The 19,359-nt window shown below is 66.6% G+C and carries 18 protein-coding genes and 1 tRNA gene; 14 read left to right on the forward strand and 5 right to left on the reverse strand.

Annotation, left to right across the window (positions count from 1 at the left end; translation table 11 throughout):
* Nucleotides 1-9 precede the first annotated feature (9 nt).
* The 5 genes from DESTE_RS02655 to DESTE_RS02675 all read right to left on the reverse strand — a co-directional run bounded on the left by DESTE_RS02655 (nucleotide 10) and on the right by DESTE_RS02675 (nucleotide 5,402).
* A complete protein-coding gene (locus tag DESTE_RS02655; protein ID WP_035064707.1) occupies nucleotides 10-975 on the reverse strand; it encodes a DUF3426 domain-containing protein in 966 nt (321 codons plus the stop codon).
* Nucleotides 976-1,044: 69 nt separating this feature from the next.
* Entirely contained in the window at nucleotides 1,045-1,584 is a 540-nt protein-coding gene (hpt, locus tag DESTE_RS02660; protein ID WP_035064710.1) for a hypoxanthine phosphoribosyltransferase, read from the reverse strand.
* 155 nt (nucleotides 1,585-1,739) lie between these two features.
* Nucleotides 1,740-2,207 (reverse strand): N-acetyltransferase, encoded by a 468-nt coding sequence (locus DESTE_RS02665; protein WP_035064713.1) that lies wholly within the window; start codon nucleotides 2,205-2,207, stop codon nucleotides 1,740-1,742.
* A complete protein-coding gene (locus tag DESTE_RS02670) occupies nucleotides 2,208-2,681 on the reverse strand; it encodes a TlpA family protein disulfide reductase (RefSeq protein WP_035064716.1) in 474 nt (157 codons plus the stop codon).
* Between the two features lie 267 nt (nucleotides 2,682-2,948).
* On the reverse strand, nucleotides 2,949-5,402 hold the full coding sequence (locus tag DESTE_RS02675) for a homocysteine S-methyltransferase family protein (protein ID WP_035064719.1): 2,454 nt from the start codon (nucleotides 5,400-5,402) through the stop codon (nucleotides 2,949-2,951).
* A 238-nt stretch (nucleotides 5,403-5,640) separates the two neighbouring features.
* On the opposite strand from DESTE_RS02675, the gene DESTE_RS02680 reads away from it, so the two are divergent.
* The 14 genes from DESTE_RS02680 to pth all read left to right on the forward strand — a co-directional run bounded on the left by DESTE_RS02680 (nucleotide 5,641) and on the right by pth (nucleotide 19,249).
* Nucleotides 5,641-7,038 carry a sigma-70 family RNA polymerase sigma factor gene (locus tag DESTE_RS02680; RefSeq protein ID WP_035064723.1) on the forward strand — a complete coding sequence of 466 codons (1,398 nt, stop codon included), beginning with the start codon at nucleotides 5,641-5,643 and terminating at the stop codon, nucleotides 7,036-7,038.
* Nucleotides 7,039-7,074: 36 nt separating this feature from the next.
* Entirely contained in the window at nucleotides 7,075-8,874 is a 1,800-nt protein-coding gene (locus DESTE_RS02685; RefSeq protein WP_156925242.1) for a tetratricopeptide repeat protein, read from the forward strand.
* A complete protein-coding gene (locus tag DESTE_RS02690) occupies nucleotides 8,874-9,785 on the forward strand; it encodes a hypothetical protein (RefSeq protein ID WP_084559321.1) in 912 nt (303 codons plus the stop codon). The genes DESTE_RS02685 and DESTE_RS02690 overlap by 1 nt, the downstream gene beginning before the upstream one ends.
* Nucleotides 9,786-9,986: 201 nt before the next feature.
* Nucleotides 9,987-10,421, forward strand: a complete 435-nt coding sequence (locus DESTE_RS02695; RefSeq protein WP_035064726.1) for a hypothetical protein — start codon at nucleotides 9,987-9,989, stop codon at nucleotides 10,419-10,421.
* A gap of 220 nt (nucleotides 10,422-10,641) precedes the next feature.
* The gene (gene rpiB, locus DESTE_RS02700; RefSeq protein WP_035069491.1) at nucleotides 10,642-11,094 is read left to right on the forward strand and encodes a ribose 5-phosphate isomerase B; all 453 of its coding nucleotides are present in this window, start codon (nucleotides 10,642-10,644) and stop codon (nucleotides 11,092-11,094) included.
* A 121-nt stretch (nucleotides 11,095-11,215) separates the two neighbouring features.
* Nucleotides 11,216-12,673 (forward strand): cysteine--tRNA ligase, encoded by a 1,458-nt coding sequence (gene cysS, locus DESTE_RS02705; protein WP_035064728.1) that lies wholly within the window; start codon nucleotides 11,216-11,218, stop codon nucleotides 12,671-12,673.
* An 8-nt stretch (nucleotides 12,674-12,681) separates the two neighbouring features.
* The gene (locus tag DESTE_RS02710) at nucleotides 12,682-14,151 is read left to right on the forward strand and encodes a M48 family metalloprotease (RefSeq protein WP_035064731.1); all 1,470 of its coding nucleotides are present in this window, start codon (nucleotides 12,682-12,684) and stop codon (nucleotides 14,149-14,151) included.
* A 113-nt stretch (nucleotides 14,152-14,264) separates the two neighbouring features.
* Nucleotides 14,265-14,867 carry a macro domain-containing protein gene (locus DESTE_RS02715; protein ID WP_156925243.1) on the forward strand — a complete coding sequence of 201 codons (603 nt, stop codon included), beginning with the start codon at nucleotides 14,265-14,267 and terminating at the stop codon, nucleotides 14,865-14,867.
* Nucleotides 14,868-14,966: 99 nt separating this feature from the next.
* A complete protein-coding gene (hslV, locus tag DESTE_RS02720) occupies nucleotides 14,967-15,524 on the forward strand; it encodes an ATP-dependent protease subunit HslV (protein WP_035064734.1) in 558 nt (185 codons plus the stop codon).
* A gap of 11 nt (nucleotides 15,525-15,535) precedes the next feature.
* Nucleotides 15,536-16,522 carry a 4-(cytidine 5'-diphospho)-2-C-methyl-D-erythritol kinase gene (gene ispE, locus DESTE_RS02725; RefSeq protein WP_035064736.1) on the forward strand — a complete coding sequence of 329 codons (987 nt, stop codon included), beginning with the start codon at nucleotides 15,536-15,538 and terminating at the stop codon, nucleotides 16,520-16,522.
* Nucleotides 16,523-16,584: 62 nt separating this feature from the next.
* Nucleotides 16,585-16,660, forward strand: a tRNA-Gln gene (locus DESTE_RS02730).
* Between the two features lie 50 nt (nucleotides 16,661-16,710).
* Nucleotides 16,711-17,649 (forward strand): ribose-phosphate diphosphokinase, encoded by a 939-nt coding sequence (locus DESTE_RS02735; RefSeq protein WP_035064739.1) that lies wholly within the window; start codon nucleotides 16,711-16,713, stop codon nucleotides 17,647-17,649.
* Nucleotides 17,650-17,711: 62 nt separating this feature from the next.
* Entirely contained in the window at nucleotides 17,712-18,287 is a 576-nt protein-coding gene (locus tag DESTE_RS02740; protein WP_035064742.1) for a 50S ribosomal protein L25/general stress protein Ctc, read from the forward strand.
* A 353-nt stretch (nucleotides 18,288-18,640) separates the two neighbouring features.
* On the forward strand, nucleotides 18,641-19,249 hold the full coding sequence (gene pth / locus DESTE_RS02745; RefSeq protein WP_035069497.1) for an aminoacyl-tRNA hydrolase: 609 nt from the start codon (nucleotides 18,641-18,643) through the stop codon (nucleotides 19,247-19,249).
* The last annotated feature ends 110 nt before the right edge of the window (nucleotides 19,250-19,359 follow it).

A 19,359-nucleotide genomic window follows, 5' to 3' on the forward strand; every position in this document is an offset into this window, starting at 1 on the left:
GGGCGCACGCTACTTGCCGTCGGGGGGGATGCGCGCCTCCACCACCTTGACGCCGAATTCGGCCACGGAGGCGGGCGGGTTGTAGAACACCACCATGAACGGCACTTCGCCGCCGGGGGGTACGTTGGTGTTGTTGGTGAGGATTTCGATCTTGTTGTTGAGGGCCGTTTCCAGTTCCTGCTCGCCCAGCACCTGCAACTGGAACAGCGACACGGTGACCCCGCACAGCTGCTGTTTGGTGACCACGGCCGTGCCCGCCGCGTCGTACAGCGAGGCTTCGATCTTCATCAGTTCGCGCGGCGAGGAAAAGTTGTTCACCACCTTGCCCTCGATCACCGCAACCTGGCCCACCTTCTCGTTGTTCACGTAATACTGGCGGTAGTTGCGCAAGGCGATGTTCTTGATCTGCTCGGTGCCGTTGACCGCGGGCGGGGGCGTTTCCACCGCCTTGTCCCCTGGCCACATGCCGGTGAAGCGCAGGGTGACGCCCACGGCCACGGCCAGCAGCACGGCCACGAACCCGGCGATGACCGGCCAGCCGTACTTTTTGGGCGGCACGGCGGGCGGGGCGTCGTCCAGGTTGTAGCCCTTCATGGAGCCGATGATGTCGCTGACGTCCGGGCCATCGTCGGCACTGCCGCGCTTGCGGGCATCGGCCTGCACCTTGGCACGGACGGCGGCTGCCAGATCCGCCTCGGGGTCGGAAGCCACGTCGAAGGGGCCGTGATCCAGTTCCGCGCCGTTGGACGATACGGTGTCGGAAGCGGCGGCGTCATCCGGTCCGCCCATGCCAAGTCCGCCCATGCCAAGTCCACCCATGACGGCGTCGAAATCGGGCGCGCCAGCGGATGGCGGCGTGGCCGATTCGATGGGAAAGACGGACTTGCACAGGGTGCATTTCAGCTTCGCACCGGGGCGGGCGCGATCGTCGGGCAGGTTGTATTTGGTCGAGCAGCTGGGGCAAATGACGATCATCGGGCACCTCGGACGTGGAATCTCGGCGAATGGCCGGGGCGCGACGACAGGCAGGCGGCGTGGCCCACCCTAGGCGCCCTCGGCTTCGATGACGGCTTCGTAGATACCGGGAAGTTCGCGATACCGTTCGGCATAGTCGAGGCCATACCCTACAATGAAGCCACCGGGCAACGCAAACCCCGCAAAGTCCACGCGCACGGGCACCGCGCGGCGCTCCTGCTTGTCCACCAGCGCGGCCAGGCGCAGGCTCTTTGCACCGCGCGCCGCAAGCTGACGGAACAGGAAGTCCACGGTGTGGCCGGTGTCCACGATGTCTTCCACCAGCAGCACGTGCTTGCCCTGCAAGGGCACTTCCACGTCCTTGGTGAAGCTGACGGTGCCGCAGGTTGCGGTGGACGAGCCGTAGCTGGCCACGCGCACGAAATCGAGTTCCGGGCGCATGTCCAGGTGCCGCACCAGATCGGCAAAGAACATGAACGCGCCCTTCAGCACGCAGACCACCACCAGTTCCTCGCCCGCGTACAGGCGATTGATCTCCTGGCCCATTTCGGCCACGCGCGTGGCGATGGCCTGTGCGTCGTACACTACCTTCAAGTCCTTGATCTTCATCGTCGTCCGGCCTCCGGGCCCGTGTATCGCAGGGTGCCGGGCACACCGCGTCGTGCGCGGGGCGCCCGGCCCGTGGGTTGTCATGTGAACACGCGGCGGCTGATGGCGCCGGGGCACGGCACGCGCCAGTGGATGGCACGCGGCGCGCCAACCAGCTACATTTCCAGCAGCACCGCCGTTTCGTCGCAATCGGGGAACTTGGGACAGTGGATGCAGTCCGCCCATATTTTCTGGGGCAGCACGTCCTTTTCCACCACCCGGAACCCCATCCGCAAAAAGAAATCCACCTGGTAGGTCAGCGCGAACACCCGGAAGATGCCCAGGGTCACGGCATCGCTCAGGCAGGCATCCACTAGCTTGCGCCCCCAGCCCTTGCCGCGCAGGTCGTCGGCCACCACCAGCGAACGCACCTCGGCGATGTCGTCCCAGGCGATGGACAGGGCGCAGCAGCCCACCAGCGGGCCGCCGTCGTCGGGATCAATGACCAGAAAGTCGCGCAGGTGGCTGTACAGCTGGTTCAGCGAACGCGGCAGCAGCAGCCCCTGGCCGGAGGTGTGCATGAGCAGGCCGTGAATGGCCTTGACGTCCTGCACGCGGGCCTTGCGGATGTACGGCTGGCCCATCTAGTTGCCCCCCAGCAGGGTATCCACGAACTTGCCCAGTTCGTCGGCCTCGACGAGGCCCACGTGGTTGGCCACCAGCTTGCCCTGCCGGTCGTAAACCAACAGTTGCGGGATGGAGGACACGTTGAAGAAACGCTGCAATTCCTCCTTGCCCTTCCACACCGGATAATTGAACGGCGTGCGGGACATGAAGGCCGCCAGTTGCCTGGGGTTGTCGTCCAGCGAAATGCCGTACAGGGCCACCTTGTCTTCGGAATATCGGGCGCGCACGTTGATCAGGCCGGGGATTTCCTCCAGGCACGGCGGGCACCACGAGGCAAAGAAGTTGACGATGACCACCTTGCCCTTGGCGGCGGTGACGCGGCGCAGCAATTCGCCGGAGCCCATCTCTTCCACGGCGGGAGCCGCAACGGCAACGCCGCACAGGACGACGAGCAGCAGCGGAAGAAGTGCAAGCGATGTCAGGCGTTTCATCTAAAAGCCTCCGAGGGGATAAAGCCACTGCGCCCGGAATGCCACGGGCGGCCGCCCACGGCTGAGTGCCCATAGCAGTTCCGGGGGTCCGCCACGGGGCGGAGCGCATTCTTACCGCCGAACGCGCGCCGGGGCAACCGGCGCGTTCGGAACGGTCACGCGGGAAAGAGAGGAAAAGGATGCCGGGACGGCGAATCCGTTCAAGATGTCGAGAAAAGCGTGCGGAGCGTCGGCTGCGGGCCTTGCCACGGGTCCGGGCGGGATACCCTATTGCACCGTCAACAGTTCTTTGGCCACCCGCACGGCCTCCACGGCGTCGGCGGAATAGCCGTCCGCGCCGATGGCCTCGGCATAGGCGGGGGTAACCACCGCGCCGCCCACCATGACCTTGACGGGCAGGCCGCGTTCGCGCACCAGGCGCACGGTATCCTCCATGCGCACCATGGTGGTGGTCATCAGGGCCGAAAGCCCGATCACCCGCGCGCCGTGATGTTCCGCGGCCTCCACGATGTCGGCGGCCTTCACGTCCTTGCCCAAGTCCACCACGTCGAAGCCGTGGTTGCCCAGCATCAGGGTGACGATGTTCTTGCCGATGTCGTGGATGTCGCCCTCCACCGTGGCCATGATGATCACCGGGCGGGTTTCGTGCCCCCGCTGGGCTTCAAGCAACGGTTGAAGTTTGCGAAAGGCGTGCTGCATGGTCTCTGCCGAACGGATGAGCTGCGGCAGGAAGTATTCGCGCCGTTCGTAGCGGCGCCCCACCTCGGTGATGCCGGGGATCAGCTTTTCCTGCACCAGCGAGAACGGGTCGGCACCTTCTGCCAGGGCGCGTTCCACCAGGGCCAGCGCGCCGTCGCGGTCGCCCCGGATGACGGCCTCTTCCAGCGTGGCGGCCTTGGCCTTCACGCCAGCCGTGCCTCCGGTGCCGCCAGATGCCCCACCGGCAGCCGCTCCCGTGGCGTCACCACCCGGCGTCCAGCCGGAGTACCCTTCAATGAACGACTCGGCGTTGGGGTCCAGCCCCAGCAGCACGCTGGAGGCGGCCACCGCCTCGCGGATGCGCGCGTTGCCCGGGTGGGCGATGCACGAGGAAAGCCCCGCACCCGCCGCCATGGCCAGGAAGGTGGAGTTCAGCAGTTCGCGCGCGGGCAGGCCGAACGAGATGTTGGACAGCCCGATGGTGGTGGGCAGCCCCTCTGCCGCGCACCAGCGGATGGTGTCCAGGCAGTGGCGCGCGGCCTCGGCCTTGGACGACACGGCCAGGGCCAGCACGTCCACCATGACCAGACGGCGCGGAATGCGCAGGCCGTCGGCCTGTTGCAACAATTCCTCTATGATGGCGATGCGTTCCGCCGCCGTCACCGGCAGCTTGCGCCCCTTGAGCGGCAGCAGGATGAACGGCGCGCCATGGTCGCGGCACAGCGGTCCCAGGTGCTCCATGCGGCCCGGTTCGCCGCTGATGGAGTTGACCAGCGGGGAGCCGGGATGAAACGGCAGGGCCGCGGCAATGGCGTCGGCATTGGACGAATCCAGCGACAGCGGCAGCGAATGGCGGGCCACCAGGCGTTCCACCAGCGCGGGCAGCAGCACCGCCTCGTCCACCATGGGGGCACCCACGTTCACGTCCAGCAGCGGCGCGCCCGCCTCCACCTGTTCGTCGGCAAAGCGCAGGGCCTGGGCGAATTCGCCCGCCTGCAGTTCCGCCGTCAGCAGCTTCTTGCCGGTGGGGTTGATGCGTTCGCCGATGATGCGGATGGGGCTGCCCGCCCCGATGTGCACGGCTTGGGCGCGGGTAGTCAGCACGATGCCGTCGCGCCGGGCCGGGTCGGGCTCGAGACCGCCAGAAATATTGCCCAGCGCGGTGCGCAGGGCTGCTATATGGGCAGGCGTGGTGCCGCAGCAGCCGCCCAGCATGCGCACGCCAGAGGCGGCAAAGCGGGCGGTGTGCCGGGCAAAGTCGTCCGGCCCCAGGCGGAACACGGTCTTGCCGTCCACCAGTTCCGGCAGCCCCGCGTTGGGTTCCACCAGCACCGGCACTTCGGCCAGTGCCAGCAGTTCGTCCACCACCTCGACCACCTGTTCCGGTCCGGCGCTGCAATTGGTGCCCACAAGGTCCACGCCCATGTTGAGCATGGACTGCACGAACACTCCGGGCCGCGTGCCGGTCAGGCTGACGCCGTTCTCGAAGGTCATGGAAACGCCCACGGGCAGGTCGCATTCGGCGCGCACGGCCAGCACGATGGCCCGGGCCTCGGCCAGGTCGAACTGCGTTTCGGCCAGGATCAGGTCCACCCCGCCCTGCACCAGCCCCCGGATCTGGGCGCGGAAGGCGGCCACCAGTTCGGCGGGGTCCAGATCGCCCAGCGGGCGCAGGAAATGCCCGGACGGTCCCACGCTGCCCGCCACGAAGGCCTCGCGGCCACTGGCAAGCACGGCCTCGCGCGCGGCGCGGGCCATGGCACGGTTGAATTCCACCACGTCGGGAGCGCCGGGGCCGGTACCCAATTTGTAGATGCAGCCGCCGAAGGTGTTGGTGGTCAGCACGTCGGCCCCGGCCTGCAGGTAGTCGGCATGAATGCCCACCAGCACGTCGGGTCGGGCCAGGCAGAACAGTTCCGGGCTTACGCCGGGCGGCAGCCCGCGCGACTGGAGCATGGTGCCCATGCCGCCATCGAAGACCAGCCGACGACCTGACCGAAGCGCTTGACGAAAATCTGGCACAGCCTGTACTCCTGAAACTTGGCTCGCAGGCGATGGAGAGTCCATGAACCGCGAGTGTTCCGTAAACGTGCCCGACCGGCGCGTACCGCCGCACGGGAAGGCCTGTGTACCGGAAAGCCTTGTAAAGGACAAACAAAAATCATACCATTCCCGACTGTACGGCCCCGTCACGCATAGTGGGACCCCGCTACACGACGCACGAACCGGTGCGGCCTGCGCCGCGCCTTGACCGGATACCATGACCGATACCGTGAAAACGCCGCGCCGCGCCGCGCGCACGCGTGGCGCCAAGGCCCCCGGGCCAGCTGCCTCCGAACTTTCCGAAGCCCCCGAAGCGCCCGTCACGCCGGAAGTCGTGCTGGACGCCGAGGTGCTTCTTGACCCGCAGCCGGAAATTGCCCCCAAGGCCCGCGCCAAGGCGGCCTCCGGCAAATCGGCTTCGGGAAAATCGTCTTCCGGCGCCTCCGCTTCGGGCAAACCTGCGCGCGGCCGCCGTGCCGCATCTTCCCCTGCTGGCGATGGCGACGATGACGCACCGGCCTCCGCCACCGTGGTCGGCGAATATCCCGACGAATCGGACGACGACGAAAGCACCGACGACGAACTGGACATCGACTTCGACGGTCCCGGCGACGACGCCATCGACGTCGACCTGCTGCACGGCGACGACGATTCGTCCCACGCCTCTCACGGCTCCCGTGACGCAACGGGCGCGCACGAGGACGGCGAAGCCCGCCACCGTTCCCTGCCCGTGCTGCGCCCGGCCATGCCCGGCGCTTCCACGCGCGACTCCCTGCACCTGTACCTGCGCGAAATCAGCAGGTTTCCGCTGCTGAAACCGGACGAGGAATTCGACCTTGCCCGCCGCGTGCAGGAACAGGGCGACAGCGATGCCGCCTTCCGCCTTGTCACCTCGCACCTGCGCCTGGTGGTCAAGATCGCCATGGACTTCCAGCGGCGCTGGATGCAGAATGTGCTGGATCTGATTCAGGAAGGCAACGTGGGCCTGATGCGCGCGGTCAACAAGTTCGACCCCGAAAAAGGCATCAAGTTCTCGTACTACGCCGCCTTCTGGATCAAGGCCTACATCCTCAAGTTCATCATGGACAACTGGAGGATGGTCAAGATCGGCACCACGCAGGCCCAGCGCAAGCTGTTCTACAATCTCAACAAGGAACGCCAGCGCCTTATCGCGCAGGGGTACGACCCCGACGCCGCCACCCTCTCGGAAAAGCTCAACGTCACCGTCGAGCAGGTCATCGAGATGGAGCAGCGGCTCGATTCGTCCGACATGTCGCTGGACATCACCGTGGGCGAGGATTCCGGCGGGGCCACCCGCATGGACTTCCTGCCCGCCCTGGGGCCAGGCATAGAGGAAACGCTGGCCAACAGCGAAATCGCGCGCATGGTGCAGGACAGGGTGCAGACCATCCTGCCGAAGCTGTCGGACAAGGAGGCATACATCCTCCAGCACCGCCTGCTTACGGAACAGCCCGTCACCCTGCGCGAGATCGGCGAGAAGTACGACATCACCCGGGAACGCGTCCGGCAGATAGAGGCGCGCCTGCTGCAAAAGCTGCGCGACCATCTGTTCAAGGAAATCCGCGACTTCTCCTCGGACTGGATATCACAGTAGCCGCCCGGCCCGGTCAGGCCGTTGCACGAGCCCTCCATGCCATCCATCCTTCGCATAGCCTTTGTCCGCAACGCCGCAGGCACGCTGACGGCCATCCTGGCGCGGCGCCGATCTGCGCCCGCCGGAACCTTCGGGCGTTCGCGCTTCGGGGCGCTTTCCCGCGCCGCCGCGCTGCTGGCGGCGGTCTGTCTGGCCTCCGGCGTCTCGGGCTGCGCAACCCGCCAGGCCACGCCCGACCAACCCGCCGCCCCCGTCGAATGGCAGCTGTCACCGGATGCGGCCACCACCTACTATTACCTGCTGCTGGAGCAGGCGGGGCGCACCGGCAACATGCGCGACGCGCTGACCGCCATCGAGCAGTTGGTGGCCCTCGATCCGTCGCCCAGGGTGTTCATCGACGGCGGCTCGTTCCTGCTTTCGCGCAAGGAAGCAACCCTGGCCCGCCAGGTGTTGCAGGAAGGCGTGACGCGCTACCCCGACGATCTGGACATTACCCTGCTGCTGGTGGAAACCTACCTTGAGGAAAACCGCACCAGCGATGCCCTGTACACCCTGCGCAGCTTCGCCAACGCCCATGGCGAGGACGAACAGGCCCGCCAGGAACTGGCCCTGCTGCTGGTGAAAACCCGCAACTTCGCCGAGGCGGACAAGCTGCTCTCCGGCATCGCCGAGCGCAATCGCACCCCCGTGCTGCGCTACTACCACGCCCGCGCGCTGGTGGGGCTGAACCGCCATTCCGAGGCGCTGGGCCAGTTGCGCAAGGCCGTCAAGGCCGCGCCCGACTTTCTGGAGGCCTGGGCGGAACTGGCCTTCATCTACGAGCTGCGCAAGGACTACGTGGAAGCCGAGCGCACCTACGAGCAGATCATCACCCTGGACGAAAGCAACCAGGACGTGTGGTTGCGGCTCATCGCCATCAGCCTGAAGCTGAACAACCCGACCAAGGCCTACGAACTGTCCCGGCAAGGGCCGGAAACCTTCGGTTTTCTGCTCACGGCGGCCACCCTGTTTCTGGAAGAGAAATTCTACGAACAGGCCGATGCCCTGCTCACCGTGGTCAAGGACACCCCCGGCGCACCGGAAGAGGTGTACTTCTACCTGGCCGTGCTGTCCTTCGAAGGCAAGCGCGACCCGGCTGGCGCCCTGCGCTGGCTGGGCGAAATCACCCCGTCCAACAAGTACCACGACCGTGCCCTGCGCCTGAAAAGCCAGTTGCAGTATGAAACCGGCGACCTCACCGCGGCGCTGGCCACGCTGAAGGAAGGACAGAAGACCTACCCCGGCCAGAAGGAATTCTGGCAGATGGAAGCCCAGCTGTACCTGAACAGCGACAAGCCGGAAGCGGCCCTGGCCGTCATGGACGAGGCGCGCACCTTCTGGCCCGACGACGCCGAAATCGCCTTCATGCGCGGCATCATCCTGGACGAGCGCGGCCAGAAGGCCGAAGCGTTCGCCATGATGGAGCAGGTCATCGCCGACCACCCGCGCCACGCCCAGGCCCTGAACTACGTGGGGTACACCCTGGCGGAACAGGGCCGCGACCTGGACCGGGCGCTGGAACTGATCACCCGCGCCCTTGAAGAAGCGCCCGACAGTACCTACATCATCGATTCGCTGGCCTGGACGCACTACCGCCGGGGCGAACTGAACGAGGCGTGGCAGGCCATCGCCCGCGCCGTGGAACTGGGCGCCAGCGACCCCACCATCTGGGAACACTATGGCGACATAGCCGCCGCCCTCGGCAAGAAGGCAGAGGCGCGCAAGGGCTACCGCAAGGCCCTGGAAATGTCGCCCGCCAACGCGGCGGACGTTACCGCCAAGCTCAAGAACCTGTGATGCATCCATCCTTTCGGTTTTTCATCGCGCCCACGGAAAATGGGGCGGCCACCGCGCACGGCACTGCCGTGCGTCGTCGCGTGTGCTCCCTGCTGGCCGCCCTGCCCGTCCTGATCCTGCTTGTCACGGTCGCAGTGCTGCAAGGCTGCGCCCCGCGCGTGGCCCCCGGCGTGCCTGCCCCCGCAGAGCAGGCCGACGCCGCCTGGCATGCCTACCGCAGTTGGGCGCAGACCAACGACGCGGATGCCGGTCCCTTCCGGCTCAACGCCAGCCTGCGCTACAAGACCGGCGAACACGACGGCAACCGCGTGGTGGCCCTGCTGTGGTCCAACGGCGACGTGCCGCTGCGCCTGGACATCATGGCGGGCATCGGGGCCACCGTGGCCCGCATCCGCGAGGACGACACCACCTTTCTGGCCTATGCCCCCAACGAGAACCGCGCCTACTACCACAGCGGCGACCTGAACCAGGGCGGGCGCGCGCTGCTTTCGTTCGGCGTGCCGGTGCCCTTTTCCGTGCCGGACCTGGCCAACCTGCTGAATGGCCGGTTCGCCCGGGTCTTCGACGATGCCCGCACGGACGCACGTCTTGTGGCCGACGGGGGAATCGCCTACACTCTGCCGCGCGGCAGGGTTCGCGGAATGCTTGAACTTTCTCCCGAAGGACTGCCCCGTCACTGGACGGATACGGCCCCTGGTGACAAGCAGGCCGGGTGGGACATGCGCATCGACTATGACGAGGCTGCGCCGCCCCTGCCCCGCAAGATCACCATCACCCACGCCAAGGGATATTCCGCCATCCTGCTGGTGAAGGAACGCGAACGGCCGCAGGCCTTCACCGGTGAGCAACTGGGGCTCGAACTGCCAGAAGGCACAGAGGTCTTGCCGTTGCGCGAAGGCGCGCGGCGTTAGGGGGACATCCCTTGCCGGTCCAACCCGGCCACGGACTGCCCGCACGCATCACCAACTGTTCCGACCGGCCCGGCCGCCCCGACCGCGCAGGCAGGCCCGGCAGGCCGACGCCACGACGGGCTGATCGGCCTGACAACCCGACGCCCCGACTATTCCACCAACAGGCATGCCACACAGCACCACAACGCGACGGAGACGTTCATGACCGCGCCCGATACCCAGACCTCCTTCTCACTTTCGGCCGTGCTGTCCAACCTCAAGGTGGGGTTGTGCGTGCTGCGCGGCGAATTGGGCCGCGTGGCTTCCGGCGTGCTGCGCTGCATGGAGGCTCGCCAGTTGCGCCGTCGCATGGACGAAGAGCACGCGGCCCTTGGCCAGCGCGTTGCGGAACTGCTGGAAGCGGGCAGCCTTGATGCCGCCGGATTGGCGGAGGACGCTCGCGTTCGCGGATTGACGGAGGACGCTCGCATTCGCGGATTGGCGGAGGACGCTCGCATTCGCGAGCTGGCCGGACGCGCCGCCTTCCTGCGCGACGAACTGGCCCGCCATGCCGCCAGCGCCAACGTGGATCGCGAACGCCATCTGGCCCGCATGGCCCGCTGTTGCGGCTCGAATGGCCCAGCTGGCGTGAACTGATCCGGCCACGACTGGTCGACTGGCGCTCTTTTTTTCCTGGTTACGCCATAGCCTTGACAACCGGCCCCCGGAACAGCACATTCCCAGCGCCGATCGGCCCCGCTGCACACCCAGCGCGCATGACCGGCATCCGTTCCACGGCTTACGCGGCGCCCGCAACGGGCGCACACCCCATATTTCCGTCAGCACGCAGCGAGGGAACACCATGTCCGCATCCGTCATGTCCGCGCCAGTCATCATCGGCTCCGACCACGCCGGTCTTGCCCTGAAGCAGGTCATCGTCGCCCACCTCAAGGCCACGGGCCGCCAGGTGGAAGACCTTGGACCCCAGACCGCCGAAAGCTGCGACTACCCGCTCTACGCCGCCAAGGTGACCGAACGGGTGCTTGCCACCGGCGGCTTGGGCATTCTGGTCTGCGGCACGGGCATCGGCATGTCCATGGCGGCCAACCGCTTTCCGGGCATCCGCGCCGCGCTGTGCACCTGTGAATTTCACGCCCGCGCCACCCGCCAGCACAACAACGCCAATGTGTTGTGCCTTGGCGAACGGGTAACCGGCCCCGGCGTGGCCATGGGCCTCGTGGACGTGTTTCTGGACACCGAATTCGAAGGTGGCCGCCACCAGCGCCGCATCGACCAGTTCGATGGGCCGGCCTGTACCGGCGGCTGCTAGGCTCCCCTGAGGGGAACATCGACCTTGCTGTGGCACGTTCCTTCCTGCACCCGGCCCACCTGCTGGGCGCACACACGTTGCCATCGCTGACGCACCACACCGCATTCCTACGGGAGCATCAATGCAACTGTACAATACCCTGACCCGCAAGAAGGAACACTTCGAGCCTGCCGTGCCCGGCAAGGTCAACATGTACGTCTGCGGCATCACCGCATACGACCTGTGCCACATCGGCCACGCCCGCTCCGCCGTGGTGTTCGACGTGCTGGTGCGCTACCTGCGCCACACCGGGCTCGACGTCACCTTCGCGCGCAACTTTACCGACGTGGATGACAAGATCATCACCCGCGCCAACCAGGAAGGTCTTTCCAGTCAGGAGGTCGCGGAAAAGTACATCGCCACCTTCTACGAGGACATGGACCGCCTGAACGTGCTGCGGGCCGACCTAGAACCCCGCGCCACCACGCACATAGAGGAAATGATCTCATTGTGCGTGCGGCTCATCGAACAGGGCAAGGCCTACGCCACCCCGTCGGGCGACGTGTACTTTCGCGTGCGCGCCTTTCCCGGTTACGGCAAGCTTTCCGGCCGCGACGTGGACGACCTGCGCTCCGGGGCCCGCGTGGCGCCCGGCGAGGAAAAGGAAGATCCGCTCGATTTCGCCCTGTGGAAGGCTGCCAAGCCCGGCGAACCCTTCTGGGAAAGCCCGTGGGGTCATGGTCGCCCCGGCTGGCACATTGAATGCTCTGCCATGAGCGAAAAGCACCTGCCCTTGCCGCTGGACATCCACGGCGGCGGGCAGGATCTGGTCTTTCCGCACCACGAGAACGAAATCGCCCAGACCGAGGCGGCCCTTGGCAAGGACTTCGTGCGTTACTGGGTGCACAACGGCTTCGTGCAGGTGAACGCCGAAAAGATGTCCAAGTCGCTGGGCAACTTCCGCACCATCCGCGACATTCTGGAAAACTACCTTCCGGAAACGCTGCGCTACTTCCTGCTGACCAAGCACTACCGCAGCCCCATCGACTTCACCTTCGAGTCCATGGACGAGGCGGAAAAGAACCTCAAGCGCATCTACGAAGCGCTGGGCCTGCTGCACGCCGAACTCGAGCGCGAAAAGTGGACCTCCGGTCCCCTGCCCAGGGATGTGACCGAAGAATTCGAAGGTCTGCGCCAGGCCTTCACCGACGCCATGGAAGACGACATGAACACCGCGGCCGCCCTGGGGCACGTGTTCACCATGGTGCGCCTGGCCAACCGCATTCTGGACAACAAGGGCCAGCGCAAGACCGAGGGCGCCCGCGCCTTCTTCCGGGCCGTGCTGGACCAGGCCGCCATCTGGTTCGCCGTGCTGGGCGTGTTCGGCCGCGAGCCTGCCGGATTCCTGGCGGAACTGCGCGCCTGCCGCGTGGCCCGCAAGTCCATCGACCCGGCCAGGGTCGAAGAACTGTTGCAGGCCCGCATCAACGCCCGCGCCGACAAGGACTTCGCCCGCGCCGACGCCATCCGCGACGAAATCGCCGCCCTCGGCATAGAGGTGCGCGATACGCCTTCCGGCGCGGTATGGGACGTGCTATAAGCCACCCCATGATTTACCGCATCTCCACCCGCTTCCGGCATTCTTCCGCGCCCCGCACCGGCAGGCTTTTCGCCCGCCTGCGGGGCGCGCTTGCCCTGTGCCTGTGCGCGCTCATGCTGCTGGGCCAGGCCCTGCCCGCCTTTGCGCCGCCCGCCGGGGCCTTTCTGGGCGACTTCACCGTCAAGGACGAGGTGGAACTGGGCAAGAAGTTCAACGTGCTCATCAAGGCCCGCCTGCCGCTGGTGGAAGACCCGGAAGTGAAGGAGTACGTGCGGTCCATCGTCGAACGGCTGAAGGCGGTGGTGCCGCCGCAGCCCTTCGACTTCGAGACCAACGTGTTGATGCACAATGCGGTCAACGCCTTTGCCAGCCCCGGCGGGTACATCTTCGTGCACACCGGCCTGCTGATGGCCATGGAACACGAAAGCGAAGTGGCGGGCGTGCTGGCCCACGAAATGGCCCACGTCACCCAGCGCCACATCGCCAGCCGCATCGAAAAGTCGCAGCGCATCACCCTGCTCAGCCTTGCCGGGGCGCTGGCCGGGGCCTTCATGGGCGGCGGCAGCAGCAAGGGCGCGGCCATGGCCGGGTCCATCGCCGCAGGCCAGACGGCCATGCTCAACTACAGCCGCATCGACGAAGCGGATGCGGACCAGGTGGGCATGCAATACCTGGTGGCCGCAGGCTTCCGACCGGACGGCATGGCCGGGGCCTTCGAAAAGCTGCGCAGGCAGAGCTGGTCCACCGGCACGGACGTGCCCGCCTATCTCAGCACCCACCCCAACATCACCGAACGCATCAGCGAAGTGCGCCTGCGCGTGGAACAACAACCCGCCAGCGTGCGCAACCGCAAGGACGACGACGAACGCTTCCGCAGGGTGCAGCTGCTGGTGCGCGCCCGTTACGCCGATGCCGCCATCGCCCTGCGCACCTTCGAGCAGGCCAAGCCCGACGACTGCATGTCCCAGTTGGGGCTGGCCATCCTGTATTCGCGCCTGAACCGGGTGGGCGAGGCCACGGCGGCCTTCGACCGGGCACTGGCCTGCAATCCCAGGGACCAGCTTGTCTGGCGCGAAGCCGGGCGGTTCCACTACACCAAGGGCGACCGCAACCGCGCGACGCAGATGCTGCAACGCGCCGTGCTGATGAATTCGCGCGACTACATGGCCCTGTTCTTCTATGCGCGGCTGCTGTTCGACACGGGGCAGCGCAACGAGGCCTATACCTACTACAAGGAAGTGCTGCGCCACCTGCCCGAGGATTCCGAGGTGCACGACTACTACGGGCGTGCATTGGGCATGGACGGGCAGATATTCAAGGGCTACCTGCACCTTGCCTACAGCGCACTGTACGCCAACGAGAAGGAAAAGGTGGAGCAACTGCGCGACAAGGCGCGGGCGGTCATCCGCACGCCGGAGGACCAGGCGGAACTGGATCGCTTCGACACCAGGTATCAGGAGCGCAAGGCCGTCTGGTAGACGGTCCCGGCCCTGGAGGCATGGGGCGCGCCATGGCGACTGCGCGGGACAATGACTCCAGCCCTCCTCACGCCCACCGGGATATTCCCCAACGCTTTTTCAGGACGGCCCTTGTGGACGATCTGTCCCTGATCATACCCGCCCCCACCGGCCACGGACTGCTGGTCGTGGGAACCGGCGACCTTGCCGCCACGACCACCGACGCTGTGGTCAACGCCGCCAATGCAGAACTGCGCGGGGGCGGTGGCGTGGACGGCGCGCTGCATCGTGCCGCAGGACCGTTGCTGCTGCCCGCAGGGCGGGACATCGTGGCGCGGCGCGGCCCGCTGGCAGCGGGAGAGGCCGTGCTCACCCCTGGATTCAACCTGCCCGCCCGCCACGTGATCCACGCCGTGGGCCCCATCTGGCGCGGCGGGGCGCAGGGTGAACCGCAGGCGCTGGCCGCGGCCCACGCCAACAGTCTGCGTCTGGCGGCGGAACACGGGCTGGCCCGGGTGGCCTTTCCGGCCATCAGTTGCGGCAGCTACGGCTATCCGCCGGAACAGGCCGCGCCCATCGCCCTGGCCGAGGCCGAGCGCGGCCTGCGAGCCGGGCTGGTGCGCGAGGTGCGCTTCGTCCTGCACGGGCAGGGCATGCTGGCGGTGTGGCGCGTGGCGTTTCAAGCTCTTGCCGGACAGATTGGCCGCAGCATGCACGATGCGCAGCCCAGCGCCTGATCTGCGCCATATCTGCGCCAGATATGCGCTGACCATGCCTGGCCACGCGCATCCCCAACCCTTGCGAAACCGGCGCGGCAACGCCGAAGGAACAACCGTATGGAACTGAAGGGGACAACCATCCTTGCCGTGCGCGACGCGGACGGCGTGGCCATGGCCGGTGACGGCCAGGTGACCATGGGCCAGAGCGTGGTCATGAAGCACACCGCCCGCAAGGTGCGCCGCCTGTACCGCGAGCGGGTGCTGGCGGGCTTTGCCGGGGCCACGGCCGACGCCTTCACCCTGTTCGAGCGCTTCGAGGCCAAGCTGGAGGAATTCGGCGGCAACCTCACCCGCGCCGCCGTGGAACTGGCCAAGGACTGGCGCAAGGACAAGTACCTGCGCAGGCTGGAGGCCATGCTGCTGGTGGCCGACGCGGAAACCATCCTCATCCTGACCGGCACCGGCGACGTCATCGAACCGGACGACGGCATCGCCGCCATCGGCAGCGGCGGCCCCTATGCCCTGTCCGCCGCCCGCGCCCTGTCCCGGCACACCGCCCTGGACGCGGAAACCGTGGTGCGCGAGGCCATGGCCGTGGCCGGGGAGCTGTGCGTGTTCACCAACGGCCACCTGACCGTGGAAACGCTGCGCCGTGATACGGGTGCCAAGGCGTGAGCCACCACGACATGCCCGCGCCTGCTTCCGTCACCTTGCGCGCCGGGTGCAAGGTAAACCTGTACCTGCGCATCACCGGCGTGCGCCCCGACGGCTACCACGAACTGGACACCCTGTTCCTGCCGCTGCCGGAACCATGCGACCTGCTGCATGTGACCCCCCACGCGGATGACGGCATTGCCTTCACCTGCACCGAGCCCGACGTGGATCCGGCCCGCAACACCGTGGTTACCGCGTACGAGCGGTTCGCGGCGGCTACCGGCTTTCGTCCCGGCCTTGCGGTGCATCTGGAAAAGCACATCCCGCACGGCGCGGGCCTGGGCGGCGGCAGCGCCGACGCCGCCGTGCTGCTGCGCCACCTTGCCGCGCTGTGCGCGCAGCAGTCCCCCGGGGCGGCTCCCACGCCAGCAGCCCTGCGGGCAATGGCCGCCGGTGTCGGCGCCGACGTGCCCTTCTTTCTGATGGACGGTCCGGCGCGGGCCAGCGGCATCGGCGAGGTGCTCACCCCGCTGGCGACTGGCGAACTCGCCGACCTGGGACTCGCGGGCCTGCATCTGGTGCTGGCCTGCCCGCCTGTACGCGTTTCCACGCCGTGGGCCTATCGGGCCTGGGATGCCGCCAATGCCTGCGTGCCCGGAACAATGCCCGAATCCGCCTCCGGTCCGGCATCGGCCAGCCCCGCCCTGCCCGGCAACGGCTCCATGGCCGGACAAAGCGCGAAATCATTGCGTCCTTGCTTGACATCGGAAAGTCTAGAAGATAGAAATCCACTCTCTCGCGGACCGTGGCTGACCAACAGCTTTGAACCGGTTGTTTTTCAGGCACATGCAACCCTGCGCCGGACCAAGGAATTTCTTCTTCGACGCGGGGCCTGTGCCGCGCTTGTGAGCGGGAGCGGCGCCAGCCTGTTCGCCCTGTTCAGAAAGCACGGCACGGCGCGTGATGTGGCCGAAGCGCTTCGCAACGACAACATCGCGGCCTTTTTGCATGCACTGTGAGATGCGCGCCGCAAGGCGCACGCAGGCCAGCCCCTGCGTTAGGAACGAAATTTCCCTCATGCTGGGGTGTCGCCAAGCTGGTAAGGCAACGGGTTTTGGTCCCGTCATCCGAGGGTTCGAGTCCTTCCGCCCCAGCCACTTTTTTCCGATGACGCTTGCCATCGCAACCACAAGCCGGAAGTCGAAACATGCACGGTGACCTGAAGATTCTTACCGGCACGTCGAACCCCGCCCTTGCCAAGGCCATCTGTGACCACCTGGGGTGCCAGCTCACCCCGGCCCTGTGCGAGACGTTCAGCGACGGCGAGATTCGCATCGAAATCGGCGACAACGTGCGCGGCGACGACGTATTCGTCGTTCAGGCCACCTGCTCGCCCGTGAATTACAACCTGATGCAGCTGTGCCTGATGCTGGATGCGCTGAAGCGCGCCAGCGCCGGTCGCGTCACCGCCGTGGTGCCCTACTACGGCTATGCCCGCCAGGACCGCAAGGTCAGCCCCCGCGCGCCCATCAGCGCCAAGCTGGTGGCCGACTTCCTGACCACTGCGGGCACCGACCGCGTGGTCACGGTGGACCTGCACGCGGGCCAGATCCAGGGCTTTTTCAACGTGCCGGTGGACAACCTGTACGCGCAGCCGGTCATTCTCGAATACCTGCGCCCGTATGCCGGTGACATCGCCATCGTCTCGCCCGACGCGGGCGGCGTGGAGCGCGCCCGTTCGTTCGCCAAGAAGCTGAACGCGGGCCTTGCCATCATCGACAAGCGCCGCGACCGTCCCAACCAGGCCTCCGCCATGCACGTCATCGGCGACGTCAAGGACAAGATCGCCATCGTGGTGGACGACATGATCGACACCGCGGGCACCATGTGCGCGGCGGGCGAGGTGCTGCTGAAGAACGGCGCCAAGGAAGTGATGGCCTGCGCCACGCACCCCGTGCTGTCCGGCCCGGCCATCGAGCGGCTGTGCAATTCCACCTTCTCGCAGGTCATCGTCACCGACACGGTGCCGCTGGGCGACAAGCTGGCTGCCTGCAGCAAGCTGAAGGTGCTTTCCGTGGCGGGCCTTCTTGCAAAGGCCATCCACAACATCCACACCGAATCCTCGGTGAGCGTGCTTTTCGTATAAGCAATTCACATTCCGACGCGGGGCGGGATGCTTACGCGGGAATGAATTTAAGGAGAACTGCAATGTCCGAATTGAAGACCCTGAGCGTGCGCAAGCGCGACGGCCTTGGCAAGGGCGCCAACCGCAAGCTGCGGGCCGAAACCCTGGTTCCCGGCGTGTTCTACAACGCCGAAGGCCTGAACGTGCCGATCGTGATGGACACGCTTCCCGTCGAAAAGCTGTTCGAAGCCGTTGGCCGCACCACCGTCTTCAACATTGAGCTGGATGACAACGGCGCCAAGTCCACCTACCCGGCGCTGTTCTGGCAGATCCAGTACCACCCGGTGAAGAACCGCTTCTCGCACATCGATTTTCTCGGTGTGGACCTGGAAAAGCCCGTCAAGATCCGCGTGCCCCTCGAATTCACCGGCACCTCCAAGGGTGTGAAGGTGGGCGGCAAGCTGGAAGTGTACCGCGAAGCGCTGGACATTTCCGCCAAGCCCCTGCTGATGCCCAGCAAGATCACCATCGATCTGACCGACCTCGAAATCGGCAAGACCATCAGCGTGAACGACCTGCCCCTGGGCGAAGGCGTCTGCGCCGTTGCCGACCGCAACTTCGCCATCGTGGCCGTTGTCTCGCCCAAGGGCGAGGAATAGCGCCTGAGGCCGGGAACGCCGTCGCCGTCCGCCGCATCCTGTGCGGTGCATCCCATGTGGATATGACGACCTGACGCACGGCTTCCCAAGGTTCGGACCGCGGTTTCCCCCCGGCCCCGCGCACCTCGCGCGGGGCCGGTTTCCGCGTTTCCGGAACCTGACCGGTCCGGGACCTGACCCGTCCGGGACCTGGACCGTCTGGCTCCTGCTCGGTCCGGCTCCTGCTCTTTGGGGCGCTGCCTCGCCCTCGCGCGCCGGTAAACGCCGTCGTGCCGCAGCGCCCCGGCGTCATGGCGCCCCGCCACCTGCGCCGCCTTTCCCGCCCCGCAGAACTCCAACCCCACTTTGCGCGCATGAACGTCGCCGGTCTCATCGTCGGCCTGGGCAACCCGGGCAAGGAGTACGAACGCACCCGCCACAACCTTGGCTTCATGGCCGTGGACGCGCTGATGGACGCTGCAGCCCGCGAGACGGGCGGCGGTTGCGACCAGCTTTCCGGCGGCAAGAAGAAGTACGACCTGTGGCGGTGCCGCATCACGTCCACGGGCAATCCATGGCTGGTGGCCAAGCCGCAGACCTTCATGAACCTGAGTGGCGAGGCGGTGCTGGCCATTGCCTCGTACTACCGCATCAAGCCGGGCGCCATCCTGGTGGTGCACGACGAACTGGATATTCCCCTTGGCCGCATGAAGTTCAAGACCGGGGGCGGCAATGCCGGTCACAATGGCTTGAAATCCATCACCCAGCTTCTGGGTACGCCGGATTTCCACCGACTGCGCCTGGGCATAGGCCGTTCGCCCCATGGCGGCGAAACCACCAACTGGGTGCTGGGCAGGCTTTCCGGCCCGGAGCAGACCCTGCTGGATGAACTGCTGCCCGCCGCCGTGCAGGCCATGACCACCTTTGCCAGCCAGGGTGCGACAGCCGCCACCCAGTTCGCCAACGCCTACAAGCCGGACTGACCTGGCGGGCCCGACCGGCCTGCTTCGAAGTGACAGGGACACGCCGGAAACGTCAGCCCCGCCGATGGCGCGAACAACATCCGGCAACCCGGCGGCCACGCCCTGCGCTC

Origin of the sequence: Nitratidesulfovibrio termitidis HI1, assembly GCF_000504305.1 — a bacterium.
Lineage (GTDB): Bacteria > Desulfobacterota > Desulfovibrionia > Desulfovibrionales > Desulfovibrionaceae > Cupidesulfovibrio > Cupidesulfovibrio termitidis.